Below are 15,745 nucleotides of genomic sequence, written 5' to 3'. Positions count from 1 at the left end.
TCATGGTGCCAGGACGGCTTCATCCGTCATTAGTAACAGATGCAGTGAATCTGCTTTTTCCAGTGTTAATCGGTGTTCTCCTGCGCTGCTGTAGCGGGCAAACAGCAGAATTGCCTCTGCCTTAACGCCGTGCAGAGGGGAGCTTTTGGTCACAAAACGCGAATCCGGCACCAGCTCCAGCGACCAGACATGCAACCCGTCAGGGCTATCGCGCAGGAGTTGTGATTTGGCGTTAAACCACTGTGTCGCACTCAGCGATTGTACGGTTGGCAGTAACGCATCATCGGCAATCGCGACAATATCCACGGCGACTGGCGTGTTATCGTTTGCATCTGCTGCGGTTTCAATGACCACATCATTAAATGCCACACGGTTTTGCCATAATGAACAACCGCTACTCAGTAAAATTAAAATACTGAATAGTATTATATTGGCTGAATGGAATAGGCCGTTTGTCATATAAAATCCTTTTATATTGTCATTAATAAGGTAATTAATGGCGGGGGTTGTTTTTTTGACTTAAATCATCATTGGATGAATCTTAAGTAATAAAATCTGTTAACATTTAAATATTCATTAAATTTATATTTTCAGTGCAAAGCATTATTTTATAATCAATTTTAATTGTAACATGTTGATTTTTATTGGTTAATTTTTTGTTAATTGATTTTTATCAAACAATTTATTTTTTTGTGTGAAAAGTAAAAAATTAAGTTGATATTTATTGGGTGTTGTGTTTTTTATATTGCGGGTAGTTATTCATGAATATGACTTTTCGAATAATGGTGCGGTAAATGTCGTGCCAGGGATACTATTGCAATAAAAAGGATTAAATATGGCCGAGAGCATTCAGCATAAACTCAACCGTATTAGGCCGCCGCGCGTGCAAATAACGTATGATGTGGAAACAGGTGGCGCGATTGAGAAGAAAGAGCTTCCCTTAGTTGTTGGTATTTTAGCTGATTTATCCGGACATCCCGCATGCCCACCCGCTAAATTACGTGAGCGGCGATTTGTCGAAATTGACCGTGATAATTTTGACGATGTGCTTTCCTCCCTCTCACCTCGTCTGGCGATACAGGTTGAAAATCGTCTGGCTAATGATGGCAGCAAATTGAACGTTGAGCTGTGCTTTAACGAGTTCGATGATTTTTCTCCACTCAATATTATCAATCAGGTTAAACCCCTTCAGCGACTGTTTCTTGCCCGGCAGCGTCTGCGCGATCTGCTCACCAAACTGGATGGTAACGACGATTTGGATGCGCTGCTACAGCAGGTGGTAAACGATAACGCCGAGCTTCAGGCTTTGAGACCCATCGTTGAAGAAAAACCGGCTGAAAACGCGTAACTGAATCAGGAGAAGAACAATGGAAAATGTTCAGGAACAAGCTGAAAACGGCGGACAGACGGTCACGCTGAGCGTGCTGGATCGCATTATCCAGGAAGGGCGGATGGCGCGCGATGAGCTACAACAGACCTACGCGCGTGACATGCTGGAAGAACTGGCGACGCAAATTCTTGATGAAGGGATGGCGATAGGAAGCGATACGGTGGCGATGATCAACCATCGCATCGCGCAGATCGACGAGCTTATCAGCGGCCAGTTGAATGAGGTATTGCATCACCCGGATATGCAGAAACTGGAAGCCTCCTGGCGCGGTCTGCATCAGTTTGTGATGAATACGGAGACCAGTACCCGACTGAAATTACGTCTGCTAAACGTTTCGCGCAAAGAACTGCAGGACGATCTGGAAAAAGCGGTTGAGTTCGATCAGAGCACGTTGTTTAAGAAATTGTATGAGGATGAATACGGTACTTTTGGGGGGAATCCCTATAGCGTGCTGGTCGGTGATTTCGAGTTTGGCCGTCATCCGCAGGATGTGGCGCTACTGGAAAAACTTTCCCAGGTCGCGGCGGCCGCGCATGCGCCGTTTATCGCCGCTGCCAGTCCTCGTTTGTTTGATATGGGATCGTTTCTCGAGTTAGGTGTCCCGCGCGATCTGGCGAAGATCTTCGAAAGCACCGAGCTGATTAAATGGCGGGCATTCCGCGAAAGCGACGACTCCCGCTATGTCTCATTAGTGCTGCCGCACGTGTTGCAGCGCCTGCCTTACGGCCCGGATACGGTGCCGGTGGAAGGCGTGAACTTTATCGAGGACGTCGACGGCCTTGATGCCAGCAAATATCTGTGGGGCAATGCCGCCTGGATGCTGGCCAGTCGTATTACCGAAGCTTTTGCCTTATACGGCTGGTGTGCGGCGATCCGCGGTGCGGAAGGCGGCGGCCTGGTATCCGATCTCCCGGCGCATACGTTCTCCACGCCATCCGGCGATATCAGCCTGCGCTGCCCGACGGAAATAGCCATTACCGACAGGCGTGAGAAGGAGCTTAACGATCTGGGATTCATCGTGCTGTGTCATAAGAAGAATACCAACACCGCCGCGTTCTTTGGCGGACAGACCACCAATCAGGCAAGGATCTACAACACCCCGGAGGCCAATGCCAACGCGCGGATCTCCGCAATGCTGCCTTACATCCTCGCCGCTTCCCGTTTTGCGCATTACCTGAAGGTGATTATGCGCGACAAGGTCGGCAGCTTTATGAGCCGCGATGATGTTGAGAGCTACCTCAATAACTGGATTGCTGACTATGTGTTGCTGCGCGACAGCGCGCCACAGGAGATTAAAGCGCGTTATCCGCTGCGTGAAGCACGGGTGGACGTGAGTGATGTTCCCGGCAAACCGGGCGTTTATCGCGCCGTTGTATTCCTGCGTCCGCACTTCCAGTTAGAAGAGTTGACCACCTCAATTCGTCTGGTGGCTGAACTGCCGCCGCCAGCTGCCGCTTGATTACTAAGGAGATAGACCATGGATGCGATTTTTTTAAAGCTTGACGATATCAAAGGCGAAAGCCAGGCCGATGGCTTCAAAGATCAGATAGAGATCATGTCCTACAGCCATAACGTGGCGATGCAGGTCACTAACGACGTCAGTAATACCGAACGTACTTCCGGGCGGGCGCACGTGGGTGAAATGTCGCTGACCAAGTTTGTCGATCTCGCCACGCCGGTGCTCAATGAGTATTGCTGTAGCGGGAAGGTGATCAAAGAAGCGAAGTTGACGCTCTGTCGTAACGACAATAGCGCGATGCTGCCGTTTATTGTCTATACCCTGAGTAACGTGGTGATCTCGCACCTGAGCGTCAGCGGCGGGTCCGGCGGTAAGCCGGTAGAGACGATGTCGCTGAACTTCACCAAAATCAAATGGGAAATCACCGCCCAGAAATCGGAAGGCACCCAGCAGGGCACCAGTTCATCCGTCTGGGATATGGCGCTGAATAAGAAAGGCAGCTAATGGTGGAGCCTTTCATCCCGGTTGCGCTATTCGACAGGCTGCTGGATGAGGAGATAAGCCCACGAGAGTCGGTGTGCCGGGAGTTGAATCGATTATTCAACTCCCGAGCCCCTACGGATGATGACGCACTACCGCTGTTGCTTAGCTGGGGCGTCCCGGAATGGCACGGATGTAACGCGGGCGATGAGCGGGTGCTTAACTGGTATTGTCGCCAGCTACGCGCAGCCATTTTACGCAACGAGCCGCGGATTCAGGCGCTAACTGTCAGCGTGAAAGATGCGCATCATCAGACGCTGGCGCTGCATCTCGAGGTGATGTTGTGGCACGACGACGATCCGTTGACGCTGGATCTAACGTATCTGCACGGCAGCTGGCGATGACTATCGCAGGAGAAGATCAATGGATGATCGATTGCTGGAAGACTATTTGCAGGAGTTGAGATGGTTGCGTACCGCCAGCGGCGAGTTCGCCCGGCGGCACCCGCACGTTGCCTCTCGTCTGCGGCTGAGCGAATTTGATTGCCCGGATCCCCACGTTGAAAGGCTTTTAGAAGGTTTCGCCCTGCAAAGCGCCAAATTGCATCAGCGCCTTGATGATGGTTTTGGTGAACTGTGTGAATCGCTGCTGGAGCAGCTCTCACCTCATTCGATACGCCCTTTCCCTTCCACAGCTACCGCCAGTTTTACTGCGGATCCGCTGGCAGGTGATTTGAGTCAGGGTTACGCCCTTCCTGCCGGAACGCCGCTTTACGCGTTAACGCAAAGCGGTAAAACGATCTGGTGGCGTACCGCGCTGGCGCAAACGCTGTGGCCTATTGAGATTGACGATGTTACCTGGTGCGATGCGGCGCAGGCCCGGCAATTAACCGGGCTGACGAGGGCGCGCGGCGCATTGCGTATTCAGCTACGTTGTCTGCCGCCACATCAGTTTTCGACGTTGGCGGTTACACAGTTACGCATTCATCTCAGCGGTTCGCCGCAAATCAACGCCACGCTATTTGATTTGTTGTACGCCCATGTCATTGGGCCGCTGCGCCCACATCCCATTGGCCTGCTGAATGCCGAAAAGATTTTGCCCTGCGAACCGGGCGTAGAGTCCAGCGTGCTGGCGCTCAGTGCCTGGATGAACAGCCCGCAGGCGCTGATGTATTTCGATTTGCCGCTGCCGCCTTCGGGGGAGGGCGACGGCATGATCTTGTGTATTCCTTTCGATCGCGCTCCGCCGGGGGCGCAGCATATTCACTCGGGTGATATTCGTTTGGGGTGTGTGCCTATCGTTAACCTGTTCACCCGGACCTCTGAGCCGCTGATCGCCGGGCATATTCGCAGCGAGCATCGGCTGGTGGCCGATCATCATGATCAACATGTACAGATCTACCGTGTACAGACGTTGTGGATGAGCCGCCGTGAAGAAGCCTGGTGCGTGCCTGCATATTATTCCGCTCACGGGCATAGCGAGTCCCGCTGGTTCTGGCATGCACGACGCAACCGCCAGCAGGGCAATGCGTTGTGGTTAACGCTGGTGGACAGCCGTTTCGACCCGTTTGCGCCGGATGAAGAAGCGAGCCTGACGGCGACGCTCTGGTGCAGCAACGGTGAGCAGGCCGCACTGCTTTGTGCGGGAACGCCACTAACCTTTGAAGTACCCGGCCCGGTTGCGCAGGTGCATTTACTGGGAACGCCGACCACGCCTTCAGCGCCTGCGTTGCAGCGAGATGCACGCTGGAAACTGCTCTCAACGCTTGCGCTCAACCATCTCTTATTGAACGAAGGTCAGAGCGCGCTGGACTCGCTGAAAGAACTGCTGGCCCTGTATGCCCCTTCCTCTGCGTCACCCGCTGTCTGGCAGCAGATCAATGGCATCCGCGAGATGTGTTGCCAACGGGTGAGTGAGCATCGGGGGCGGGATGCCTGGCGCGGCTGGCATAACGGTATCAAGGTGACGCTGGAACTCGATCCACAAGCCTTTACTGGAAGCAGCCGACTGTTGTTTGCGGGCGTTATTGCCCGTTTTCTGGCGCGTAATGCCACCGCAAACTGCTTTATCCACACGATATTGCAAGACGAAGGAGAGGAGCTGTCGCTATGGACAGACGTCGAACAGACCACGCTGATAGCGTAATCGCCCAGCTTAAGGCCGAGCCGTGGCGCTTCTCGCTGGAGCAGTGTGTCCGCATCCTGGAAGCGGCGGGTGAGACGCCCGAACTGCGGGGCGATCTGGGGCTGGCATTTAGCCCAGCGGAAGTCAGTTCGCTGAACGAAGACGTTGTGCAGGTGCGTAGCCTCGGGCCAGGGGGGGCGGATGGCGTATTGCCCTACGGCTGGCTGGAATGGCTACAGCAGGCGACGCAGGATAAAAACAGCGCACTGCAGGATTTTATCTTTATGTTTCAACAGCGTTTTCTTCAACATCACTACCGTAGCCTGAGCCTGCATCGGCTGGCCAGGCCTTACGCCAGGCGAGAAGATGCGCCAGGGCTTTCTGTAATGCGTGCGCTGTGTGGTTTCAGGCTCGACGCCATGGAAAAGTATGAATCTGCGCAGGTACAGAGTCTGCTGATGCAATGCGGCAACCTGCCTAATCGCAGGCGTTCTACGGCTGGATTTGTGGCGCTGGTCGAGGCCGTACTGAACGTCACCGTGCATGTCGAAGAATTTGTCGGCCGCTGGCAGCCTTTGCCACAGGCATCAATAAGCCGGACGGGATGTCGGCTGGGGCGCAATAGCGTCGCCGGTCGGCGAATATGGAACCAGCATGCGGCGCTACGGGTGCATCTGCGTGCTAAAAACGCTACGCAGTGGCGCGAATTTTTACCCGGCAGTCAGGGTTTTCTCCAGCTCAGTAAGTTAGCGGAAATCTGGTTTGGCGCGGGAATAACGCAGGAATTGATGATGCGCGCAACCCTGACGCTGGATCATCGCTTAACCCGCGCTGCGCCGCCGCGTCTGGGGTATACCGCGCAACTGGCAGGGCGCAAGCCCGCCATGTTCCATTGCCAACAGCATCTTGAGGAGAACAGTAAATGGATTTGAAAGCGCTGGTAAAACGACTGAACCCCATTTGTTTTCGTGCGCTGGAACAGGCCGCCGAACGCAGCCGGGCGCAGGGACACTGGTTCGTTGAGCCGGAGCATATGCTGCTGGCTTTACTGGATGATGAACACTGTGATTTAGCGTATTGCCTGAGCAACGCGGCTATCTCCACCGATACGTTACGTGAAGAGATCCAGCGTGCTCAGGCGCAGTTCAAAGCGGGCTGTACGCGGATGCCGGTGTTTTCCGTACAACTGATAGAGCTACTGGAAGGGGCGATTTTGCAGGCGACATTCCAGCGTATTCCTCTGGTTCGTTCGGCCTTATTGCTCCTGACCTTACTCACCCGAGAACGGCTGCGTACCCAGTTGGCGCAGGGAATGCCACTGTTGTTACAGCTTCCGGCTGCGGAGCTGGAAAGCCAGTGGCAGACCTGGTGTCGCAACTCCGTTGAGGAGGCTGCAGACCCTGACAAGGGAGAATCCCCGAAGCGTGAAGGCGGGGTACTGGATCAATACACGCACGATCTGACTCGTGACGCGCGGGAAGGGCGGATCGATCCGATCATCGGGCGCGACGCGGAGATCCGCCAGTGTATCGACATCCTGCTGCGTCGCAGGCAAAACAACCCGATTCTGGTGGGGGCGCCAGGTGTGGGCAAAACCGCCGTCGCCGAAGGGCTGGCGCGACGCATTGCCGAAGCCAGCGTGCCGCCGCCGTTGCGTGATGTCGCTCTGCTGGCTCTCGATCTTGGCTTGTTGCAGGCGAGAGCGGGCGTGAAAGGCGAGTTTGAACAGCGTTTGCGCGGCGTAATCGACGCGGTAAAAAAATCCCCGCAGCCGATCATTTTATTTATCGACGAAGCCCACACGCTGATAGGCGCGGGCGGTGCCGAGGGGGGCAGTGATGCCGCCAACCTGCTGAAACCGGCGCTGGCGCGTGGGGAACTGCGCACCATCGCCGCCACCACATGGCAGGAGTACAAAAAATATTTCGAGAAGGATCCGGCGCTGGACCGACGTTTTCAGCGTATCCAGATTGAAGAGCCGGACGAAAATAGCGCGGTGATCATGCTGCGCGCGGTGGCCGACAAGCTGGAGGCGCATCACGGTGTGCAAATTCTGGATACCGCGATCCGCGAAGCGGTGCGCCTCTCCCAGCGTTACATCTCCGGGCGTCAATTGCCGGACAAAGCCATCAGCGTGCTCGACACTGCCTGCGCCAGAGTGGCGCTGGCGCAGCATGACGTGCCGCCCCAGCTTGAGGGGATCCGTCAGCAGCAGGCGGCCATCGAAGAAGAGAGTGAACGCCTCAACCGCGAGTTGCTGGTGGGCGTCGATCATCACGACAGGCTTTGTGAACTGGAGGCGCTGGCGGAGAAACTGCACATTCAGGCGCGGGAAGTGGAAGGACGTTGGCAGGATGAGCGTCAGCGGGTCGGTGAACTGCTGTCCACGCGCCAGCGGATGCTGGATCTCAGCGAACGGCTGGACGATGATGAGGAACTGGAGCAAGAGCTGGTGGAGTGCGCGGCGCTGATCGGCAAACTGGAAACCGCCGCTGCGCAGCTGCGCGACGAAGTGCCGCTGGTGCCGGACTGCGTGGATACCGCCACGGTAGCGGCGGTGATTGGCGGCTGGACCGGTATCCCTATCGGCCAGATGCTGACCGACGAAGCCCACGCCCTGCGCACGTTGGTTGAGCGAATGAGCGAGCGGGTGATGGGGCAGCAGGCGGCGCTGGAGACTATCGCCCAGCGTTTACGTGCTTATCGCAGCGGTCTGACCGACCCGCAAAAGCCGGTCGGCGTGTTCCTGCTGGTGGGGCCAACCGGTGTGGGCAAAACCGAAACCGCCTATGCGCTGGCGGATGCCCTGTACGGCGGCGAACGTAATCTGATCACCATTAATCTGTCTGAATATCAGGAGGCGCACACCGTCAGCCAGCTGAAAGGCGCGCCGCCGGGCTACGTGGGCTACGGCAGCGGCGGGGCGTTAACCGAAGCGATGCGCCGTCGACCTTATTCGGTGGTACTGCTCGACGAAATCGAAAAGGCGCACCCGGACGTGCTGGAGGCGTTCTATAACGTCTTCGACAAAGGCGTAATGGAAGACGGCACCGGGCTGATTGTTGATTTCAAAAACACGGTGATGCTGGCGACCAGCAACGTCGGCGCGGAGCTGATTCTCGACACGCCTGCGGCTGAATTAAACAGCGAGCGGTTTAACGAAGATTTGCGAGCAGAATTATTAACCCATTTTCGTCCGGCGTTTTTAGCGCGGATGACCACGGTGGCCTATCGGGCACTGGATGAAGAAATATTGAAGGGAATTGTGTTGGCTAAATTGGAAAAGTTATCACAGAGATATTTTGTGGCGACGGGGGATAAATTAAATATGGAGGATGGATTGGTGGAAAGAGTGATGGAGAAATGTAAGGGCGTGGGGGCCAGAGATGTTGAGAATCTGGTGGTTGGGGAAGTGATGAGATAATACTTTGTATAATTTAAATTAAAATTTATCTGGATGAGAAATATGTTTAGAAACAGAGTGCTATTTAGAGCTGATTTGCGTGGCCCCGAGGTGATTTTTGAAGAAGGATTTCATCCCAGATATACTGGCGGGATTATAGTTCATCCTGGCGGGCAAGCTACAGGTGGTATTTCTACAACGAAAGAGCTACTAATTGCAATGGATTATGCAGCTCGTTATGGTGGCTATGTGTATGCGGTTGTAGCTTCAGGGGTAGATATATTGGAATGGCTGTATCAGCATCATGCTACGCAGGGAGCAAAGGCGAATGCTATGACACAAATGGAGATTCATTGTAATTATATTGAGGCAAATAAGATAGCATTTGCAAGAAAAGCTATTTTAGTTGATGGAAAGTTAAGCTTTAGTGATTTGCTAATTACTAATCGTATGTGCATTTACCCTCCGGAGGACCTTATTAGAGTTAGAGAGCTTTTTTTATTGGACGGGCAGTTTGATAAATCTCTTTATCAGTGAATATATGAAGAATTTTTGTTTATTACAAATGTTTAATATGACTGAAATTATATAATAAGGACTCTCCCATGCCCAACACCACCATTATCAAACTCACCGCTCCGGTCCTTACCGCCACCACCGCGCACACCGACTTCCAACTTAACGGCCTGACCATCGTCACCATCGCAGGAACCACCTCCGCGCCGTTAACCTGACAACGAACCACACATCATGGTTATAAGCATCATTAATGATGCTTATAAAGGTGCTTTTAATGGTCTATACTAAAACCTCATTAACGAGGAAAACACCATGCCATTTCATATCCTGACCAAAACCGCTGCCAGTATCACCGACCTGAAACGTAACCCAATGGGGACAGTCAACGCCGGGGAGGGTGAAGCGGTGGCGATTCTGAACCGCAATGAGCCAGCGTTTTACTGCGTGCCGCCTGCGGTTTATGCGTATCTGCTGGAGCTGGTAGAAGACGCCGAGCTGAACCGTATCGCCGACGAACGTGAAGATGGAAAGCGAATAAAGGTGTCTTTAAATGACCTATAACCTGGAGTTTTTAGATATTGCGCTCAAGGAGTGGCGCAAGCTTTCCCCTGCATTACGCGAGCAGTTCAAAAAGAAACTGGCGGAGCGGCTGGAAAATCCCCATGTCCCTGCCGCCCGCCTTTCCGGCAAATTACACCGTTACAAAATCAAGCTTCGCAGTGCCGGGTATCGTCTGGTCTATCAGGTCGAGGACGAGCAGGTTGTCGTTCTTGTGATCGCAGTGGGCAGACGTGATGGTGATGAGGTTTATCATCAGGCTAACCGGCGCTAGCGCTATCGTTGAAAAAGGAATTTCCCCATGCCAGATACCACCATTATCACACTCACCGCCCCAGCCCTGACCGGCCTTACCGCCGCCACTGTGCACACCGATTCCCAACTTAACAGTTTGACCACCGCGACCGTCGCGGGAACCACCTCCGCGCCGTTGACTCTCGATACTGCGCTGGCGACCCATCTGACCGCCACCATCAACAGCGCCGACTACGACGGATTGATTGCCGAGGCGCACCAGCTTCCGGCGACCAGTAACGCCGATCGCTATCAGTTTGTGCTGCGCCCGTGGCTGTGGTGGCTGACGCTTGCCAGCAATAACCGCGTGTTTCAGAACCTCAGCGCGCAGGAGATCGTCGAGAAGGTGTTTAAGGACGCCGGATTTACCGATTATCAGTTCAAACTCAAAACTAAATCAGAAAAGCGCGAATACTGCCTGCAATACAACGAAAGCGATTTTAATTTTGTCTCGCGGCTGCTGGAGCAGGAGGGCATTTTCTGGTTCTTCACCCATAAGGAAGGCAAACACACGCTGGTGCTGGCGGATGATAACAGCGCCTTCCCGCCGATAGCGGGTGAGAAAAAGGTCAAGTATCAGGCGGCACAGAGCGGCGAGCGGGAAACCGGGGCGATTCGCTCGGCAGAGCTGCGTTTGCAGGCCACCGCGCAGGGCTTCCAGAGCAGCGACTATAACTACGAGCAGCCGAAAGCGGCGCTGTTCGCGCTGGCTGGTGAGAAGAAGGGTGGTATGCAGTATCAGCATCCGGGGCGTTTTAGCGTTAAAGCCGAAGGCGACGCGCTGGCGGCGTGGAAAGTTAACGCCCTGAAGGCGCAGGCGAAACAGCTGGTCGGCGAAAGCGACTGCGCGGCGCTGACCGCCGGGCACTGGTTTACTTTGACCGATCACTATGACAAAGCATTGAACATCGACTGGCTGGTCATCGCCGTCAGCCACGAATACGACGGCGAGCGCTATCGCAACCGCTTTACCGCCATCCCGAAGGCCACGCCGTACCGTCCGCTCGCCGTGACGCCGCAGCCTTTTATGCATACGCAAACAGCGGTGGTGGTGGGTAAAAGCGGAGAAGAAATCTGGACTGATAAGCTTGGTCGGGTGAAGGTGCAGTTCCCGTGGGACAGAGAGGGCAAAAACGACGAAACCAGCTCCTGCTGGCTGCGGGTCGCCACCGCCTGGAGCGGCAACGGCTTCGGCGCGCAGTTTATCCCGCGCATCGGCCAGGAAGTGGTGGTGAGCTTTATCGATGGCGACCCGGATAAGCCGCTCATTACCGGCTGTGTGTACAACGGCGCGAATGCACTGCCGTACGCACTTCCGGCGAATCAAACCCAGTCGGGCATTAAGACCAAAAGTGAAAAAGGTTTTAACGAACTGCGCTTCGACGACAAAAAAGATGCCGAGCTGCTGGCGATGCAGGCGCAGAAAGACTTCCAACTTACGGTGCTCAACGACAGCAAAACGACTATCAGCCATGACGATATTCAGAACGTCAAAAACGACCGCACACGTACCGTTGAAGAGGGCAACGAAACCGTCACCCTGAAAAAGGGTAACCGCACGGTCAAGATTGAGAAGGGCAGCGACACGCTGGAGGTGAAAGACAAACGCAGCGTGACGGTGAAGGGCGATCAGGAACTGGCAGTGGACGGCAACGAGACGCACAAGGTGAAAGGGGATTATACGCTTAATGTCGACGGCAATCTGACGATTAAGGTCAGCGGTTCGCTTACCCTGGAGAGCGGCAAAACCCTGAAAGTGAAAAGCGGAGCGGATCTCAGCGCCAGCGCCGCATCGGGTCTGAAACTGGACGCCACCAACATCGCCAGCGAAGCCAAAGCCTCGCTGACGCAAAAAGCCGCGACGATAACCCACGAAGCAAAAGCCACGCTCACCAGCAAGGCCAGCGCCACCCAGACAGTGGACGGCGGTGGCATGTTGACCATCAAAGGCGGGATGGTGAAAATTAACTGATGCGTGAAGTGTTGGAACATCAGCAGGAGAGTACCTGCTTTCAGGCCGAGCTGACCGACGGTCTGCTGAACGGCGAAATGCGGATCGAAGAGCATGGTCGGCTGCTGTCGGTGCTGCGCTATCGGCAGGGCGCGTTGCATGGCGAGATTGAAAGCTGGCATGCCAACGGCCAGCTTGCCATGCAGCAGAGCTATCGCGATGGTCTGGCACAGGGCGTGGCACGTTATTTTTCAGAAGAGGGAGCGCTGATACGTGAAGAGCAGTGGCTTGATGGTCAACTGCACGGTGAATGCTGCAGCTTTTATCCTTCCGGCCAGTTGCAGATACGCGAACAGTGGCGGCACGGGTTGCGTCACTCGCTCAGCGAGCAGTTTTACCCGGACGGCGCGCCAGCCCAGCGGCAATCTTATGAACAGGGAAAACAGGAGGGAGAAGTGGAGCGCTGGCTACCGGATGGGCGTGCCATTGATGCCCGTGGTAAAGCGCAATCGCGAATGAGTAAATGGACGGAGAGGCTGTGAAAAGCCTCTCCAGAGCGCGTGTTAACGCAAATGATGTACAACCTGGTTGCTGCTCCCGCGCCAGATTAGCGCCGGGTCTTTAAGATCCTGTACGTATTTGCCATCGACCAGCACGTTGATGAGATCGACAACCTGCATTTGCGCGGCATCGAGTTCATCGAGCTTGTAGCCGGTCCACACCCAGATGTCTTTTCCCGGACACTCAGCGCGAATGCGCTGCACCAGTTGCAGAATATCCGGCACGTTTTGTGGATGCAGCGGATCGCCGCCGGAGAGCGAGATCCCCTGACGGTGAATACGCGTGTCGTTCAGATCGGCAATGATCTTGTCTTCCATCTCTTTGCTAAACGGCTGGCCGGAATTGAGCCGCCAGGTGCTTTTGTTATAGCAACCGGGGCATTCATGCACGCATCCGGAAACAAACAGCGTGCAGCGGGTTCCGGGACCGTTAACGATGTCGACAGGGTAATACTGATGGTAATTCATTTGCGCTTCTCATCCGTTTATCAATTCGCGCCATAGCTGCGTTCGTGCGCCCGAGTCACTTACTTATGTAAGCTCCCCGGGACTTACTCATTTGCTGCCTTGCTATGACGTGAATTGCGTTGCGGAAATAATGGCCCGAAAAGCGTCGCATCGCCGGGCAATAAAATCGTCTAAATTAACCGATCTGCCCGTTCCCTAAATGCTTAACGCGGCGCTTCACTTCTTCCTGCTTACCGGCGTTAAACGGACGTGCGTCCGGGCTGCCTAAATAACCGCAGACGCGGCGGGTGACCGATACGCGGGCGGCGTCGTGGTTACCACATTTCGGGCAGGTAAAGCCTTTGCTGGTGCACTCAAATTCACCGGTAAAGCCGCACTCGTAGCATTCATCGATTGGCGTGTTGGTCCCGTAATAGGGCACGTGCTGATAGCTGTAATCCCAGACGTCTTCCAGCGCTTTCAGGTTGTGCTGAATATTCGGGTATTCGCCGTAGCAAATGAAGCCCCCGCTTGCCAGCGGCGGGTACGGCGCTTCGAAATCGATCTTGTCGTACGGGTTAACCTTCTTCTCCACGTCGAGGTGGAAGCTGTTGGTGTAGTAGCCTTTGTCGGTCACGCCCGGGACCACGCCAAATTCGGCGGTATCCAGACGGCAGAAACGGTCGCACAGGTTTTCACTTGGCGTGCTGTACAGGCTAAAGCCGTAGCCAGTTTCGTCTTTCCACTGATCGACCGCTTGGCGCAGGCGTTCCACAATGGCGATACCTTTGGCGCGCAGCTGCTCGCTGTCATACACATGCTTGTCGCCAAACAGCGCATTGATGGTTTCGTGAATACCGATGTAGCCCAGAGAGATGGATGCGCGACCATTTTTAAAGATTTCTGACACGTCATCGTCCGCTTTCAGACGCACGCCGCAGGCCCCTTCCATATACAGAATTGGCGCCACGCGGGCCTTCACGCCTTCCAGGCGCGCAATGCGGGTCATCAGCGCTTTACGCGCCAGCACCAGACGATCGTCAAGCAGTTTCCAGAAGGTGGCTTCATCGCCATGCGCTTCCAGCGCGATACGCGGCAGGTTGAGGCTGATAACGCCGAGGTTGTTACGTCCGTCGTGAATCTGCTCGCCGTTCTCGTTTTCCCACACGCCGAGGAAGCTGCGACAGCCCATTGGCGTTTTGAACGAGCCGGTCACTTTGACCACCTGATCGTAGTTCAGGATGTCCGGATACATACGCTTGCTCGCGCACTCCAGTGCCAGCTGCTTGATGTCGTAGTTCGGATCGCCAAACTTGTGGTTCAGACCGTCACGAATCGCGAACACCAGTTTCGGGAACACTGCGGTTTTACGATTTTTACCCAAGCCGGCAATACGGTTACGCAGAATGGACTGCTGGATCAAACGCGATTCCCAGCTGGTTCCCAGGCCAAAACCAAAGGTCACGAACGGCGTCTGACCGTTGGCGGTATGCAGGGTGTTCACTTCATACTCGAGAGACTGGAATGCGTCGTAGCACTCTTTCTCGGTACGGGAATGGGCATAACCGTCGGCGTCCGGGATCTGCCACTCTTCAGCGGTTTTACGATGTTTATTAAAGCTCTCGGTAACGAACGGCGCGAGAACTTCATCAATACGGTTAATGGTGGTGCCGCCATAAATATGGCTGGCGACCTGCGCGATAATTTGCGCGGTGACGGCGGTCGCGGTAGAGATGGATTTTGGCGGTTCAATCTCCGCGTTACCCATCTTAAAGCCCTGCGTCAGCATGCCTTTCAGGTCGATCAGCATGCAGTTAAACATTGGGAAGAACGGAGAGTAGTCGAGATCGTGATAGTGAATATCACCACGCTCGTGCGCCTGGACGACATCACGCGGCAGCAGGTGCTGACGCGCATAGTGTTTGGCAACGATACCGGCCAGCAGGTCGCGCTGGGTCGGGATCACTTTGCTGTCTTTGTTGGCATTTTCATTCAGCAGAGCAGAGTTGGTTTGCTCAACCAGACCACGAATTTCCTGGTTCAGACGGCCACGTTTTTCACGCTGGATATCACGGTCGTGGCGATATTCGATGTACGCACGGGCGAGTTGTTTGTACGGGCCAGACATTAGCTGGTTTTCTACCGCTGTCTGGATCTCGTTGATATCGACCTTGCTGCGCTCATTCATCTGGCTACTAACGACTTCTGCGACGGTGGCACAGTAATCTGCGTCATCGACTCCCGCTGCTTTAGCTGCACGCAGAATGGCTTCTTTGATGCGCTCTGATTTAAACGGCACTTTACAGCCATCTCGTTTCATCACATGCGGTGTCATGATCACTCCATATTTATAAGAACAGGTTATCCACAGAGGTTGGGGAGGCCATCAGGGCTTTATTCATCTCTATTGCCAATGACTTCCCGCAATCCTGACCCACTTTATCCACAATTCCACCGTGAAGCGGTGCACTGTAGTTGTAGCAATTGTAGTCGATTAATACAACATATTGGGTCGGCGTGCATTTTAAGTTCTATATGTAGTGATTTGCATCAAGGATGT

General features: G+C 54.4%; 16 protein-coding genes. 13 read left to right on the top strand and 3 right to left on the bottom strand.

Features of this window, described 5'->3' with window-relative positions; all coding sequences use genetic code 11:
- Entirely contained in the window at positions 1-369 is a 369-nt protein-coding gene (locus HV037_RS21105; RefSeq protein WP_233896679.1) for a T6SS protein Cts2N, read from the bottom strand.
- Positions 370-835: 466 nt separating this feature from the next.
- Between HV037_RS21105 and tssB the strand changes: the two genes are divergently transcribed.
- The 13 genes from tssB (at position 836) to HV037_RS21045 (ending at position 12,720) form a co-directional block, all read left to right on the top strand.
- Positions 836-1,348 (top strand): type VI secretion system contractile sheath small subunit, encoded by a 513-nt coding sequence (tssB, locus tag HV037_RS21100; RefSeq protein WP_016155549.1) that lies wholly within the window; start codon positions 836-838, stop codon positions 1,346-1,348.
- Between the two features lie 19 nt (positions 1,349-1,367).
- On the top strand, positions 1,368-2,849 hold the full coding sequence (gene tssC / locus HV037_RS21095) for a type VI secretion system contractile sheath large subunit (RefSeq protein WP_016155550.1): 1,482 nt from the start codon (positions 1,368-1,370) through the stop codon (positions 2,847-2,849).
- Positions 2,850-2,867: 18 nt separating this feature from the next.
- Positions 2,868-3,353: an Hcp family type VI secretion system effector gene (locus tag HV037_RS21090; RefSeq protein ID WP_016155551.1), complete on the top strand. Its 486-nt coding sequence runs from the start codon at positions 2,868-2,870 to the stop codon at positions 3,351-3,353.
- The gene (locus HV037_RS21085; protein WP_019078239.1) at positions 3,353-3,733 is read left to right on the top strand and encodes a GPW/gp25 family protein; all 381 of its coding nucleotides are present in this window, start codon (positions 3,353-3,355) and stop codon (positions 3,731-3,733) included. The genes HV037_RS21090 and HV037_RS21085 overlap by 1 nt, the downstream gene beginning before the upstream one ends.
- Before the next feature lie 19 nt (positions 3,734-3,752).
- Positions 3,753-5,474, top strand: coding sequence for a type VI secretion system baseplate subunit TssF (gene tssF, locus HV037_RS21080; RefSeq protein ID WP_047414727.1), 1,722 nt, complete (start codon positions 3,753-3,755; stop codon positions 5,472-5,474).
- Complete coding sequence (gene tssG / locus HV037_RS21075) at positions 5,438-6,385, top strand: type VI secretion system baseplate subunit TssG (RefSeq protein WP_103284439.1); 948 nt, start codon at positions 5,438-5,440, stop codon at positions 6,383-6,385. The genes tssF and tssG overlap by 37 nt, the downstream gene beginning before the upstream one ends.
- Complete coding sequence (gene tssH, locus HV037_RS21070; protein ID WP_103283420.1) at positions 6,376-8,877, top strand: type VI secretion system ATPase TssH; 2,502 nt, start codon at positions 6,376-6,378, stop codon at positions 8,875-8,877. The genes tssG and tssH overlap by 10 nt, the downstream gene beginning before the upstream one ends.
- Positions 8,878-8,919: 42 nt before the next feature.
- A complete protein-coding gene (locus HV037_RS21065; protein WP_016155556.1) occupies positions 8,920-9,393 on the top strand; it encodes a hypothetical protein in 474 nt (157 codons plus the stop codon).
- Positions 9,394-9,461: 68 nt separating this feature from the next.
- Entirely contained in the window at positions 9,462-9,590 is a 129-nt protein-coding gene (locus tag HV037_RS24765; protein WP_016155557.1) for a hypothetical protein, read from the top strand.
- Between the two features lie 97 nt (positions 9,591-9,687).
- Complete coding sequence (locus HV037_RS21060; protein ID WP_103283421.1) at positions 9,688-9,936, top strand: plasmid stabilization protein; 249 nt, start codon at positions 9,688-9,690, stop codon at positions 9,934-9,936.
- The gene (locus HV037_RS21055; protein ID WP_019078244.1) at positions 9,926-10,207 is read left to right on the top strand and encodes a type II toxin-antitoxin system RelE/ParE family toxin; all 282 of its coding nucleotides are present in this window, start codon (positions 9,926-9,928) and stop codon (positions 10,205-10,207) included. The genes HV037_RS21060 and HV037_RS21055 overlap by 11 nt, the downstream gene beginning before the upstream one ends.
- A 27-nt stretch (positions 10,208-10,234) precedes the next feature.
- The gene (gene tssI, locus HV037_RS21050) at positions 10,235-12,199 is read left to right on the top strand and encodes a type VI secretion system tip protein TssI/VgrG (protein WP_103283422.1); all 1,965 of its coding nucleotides are present in this window, start codon (positions 10,235-10,237) and stop codon (positions 12,197-12,199) included.
- Positions 12,199-12,720 (top strand): hypothetical protein, encoded by a 522-nt coding sequence (locus HV037_RS21045; RefSeq protein WP_049270665.1) that lies wholly within the window; start codon positions 12,199-12,201, stop codon positions 12,718-12,720. The genes tssI and HV037_RS21045 overlap by 1 nt, the downstream gene beginning before the upstream one ends.
- Positions 12,721-12,741: 21 nt before the next feature.
- Here the strand turns inward: HV037_RS21045 and nrdG are convergent, their stop codons facing one another.
- Positions 12,742-13,206 carry an anaerobic ribonucleoside-triphosphate reductase-activating protein gene (nrdG, locus tag HV037_RS21040; protein WP_016151476.1) on the bottom strand — a complete coding sequence of 155 codons (465 nt, stop codon included), beginning with the start codon at positions 13,204-13,206 and terminating at the stop codon, positions 12,742-12,744.
- A gap of 175 nt (positions 13,207-13,381) precedes the next feature.
- On the bottom strand, positions 13,382-15,520 hold the full coding sequence (gene nrdD / locus HV037_RS21035; protein WP_016151477.1) for an anaerobic ribonucleoside-triphosphate reductase: 2,139 nt from the start codon (positions 15,518-15,520) through the stop codon (positions 13,382-13,384).
- Positions 15,521-15,745 lie beyond the last annotated feature (225 nt).

It is taken from the genome of Citrobacter sp. RHBSTW-00017, from assembly GCF_013797615.1.
Classification (GTDB): domain Bacteria; phylum Pseudomonadota; class Gammaproteobacteria; order Enterobacterales; family Enterobacteriaceae; genus Citrobacter; species Citrobacter braakii.
This window is presented reverse-complemented; position numbering and strand designations above follow the sequence as displayed.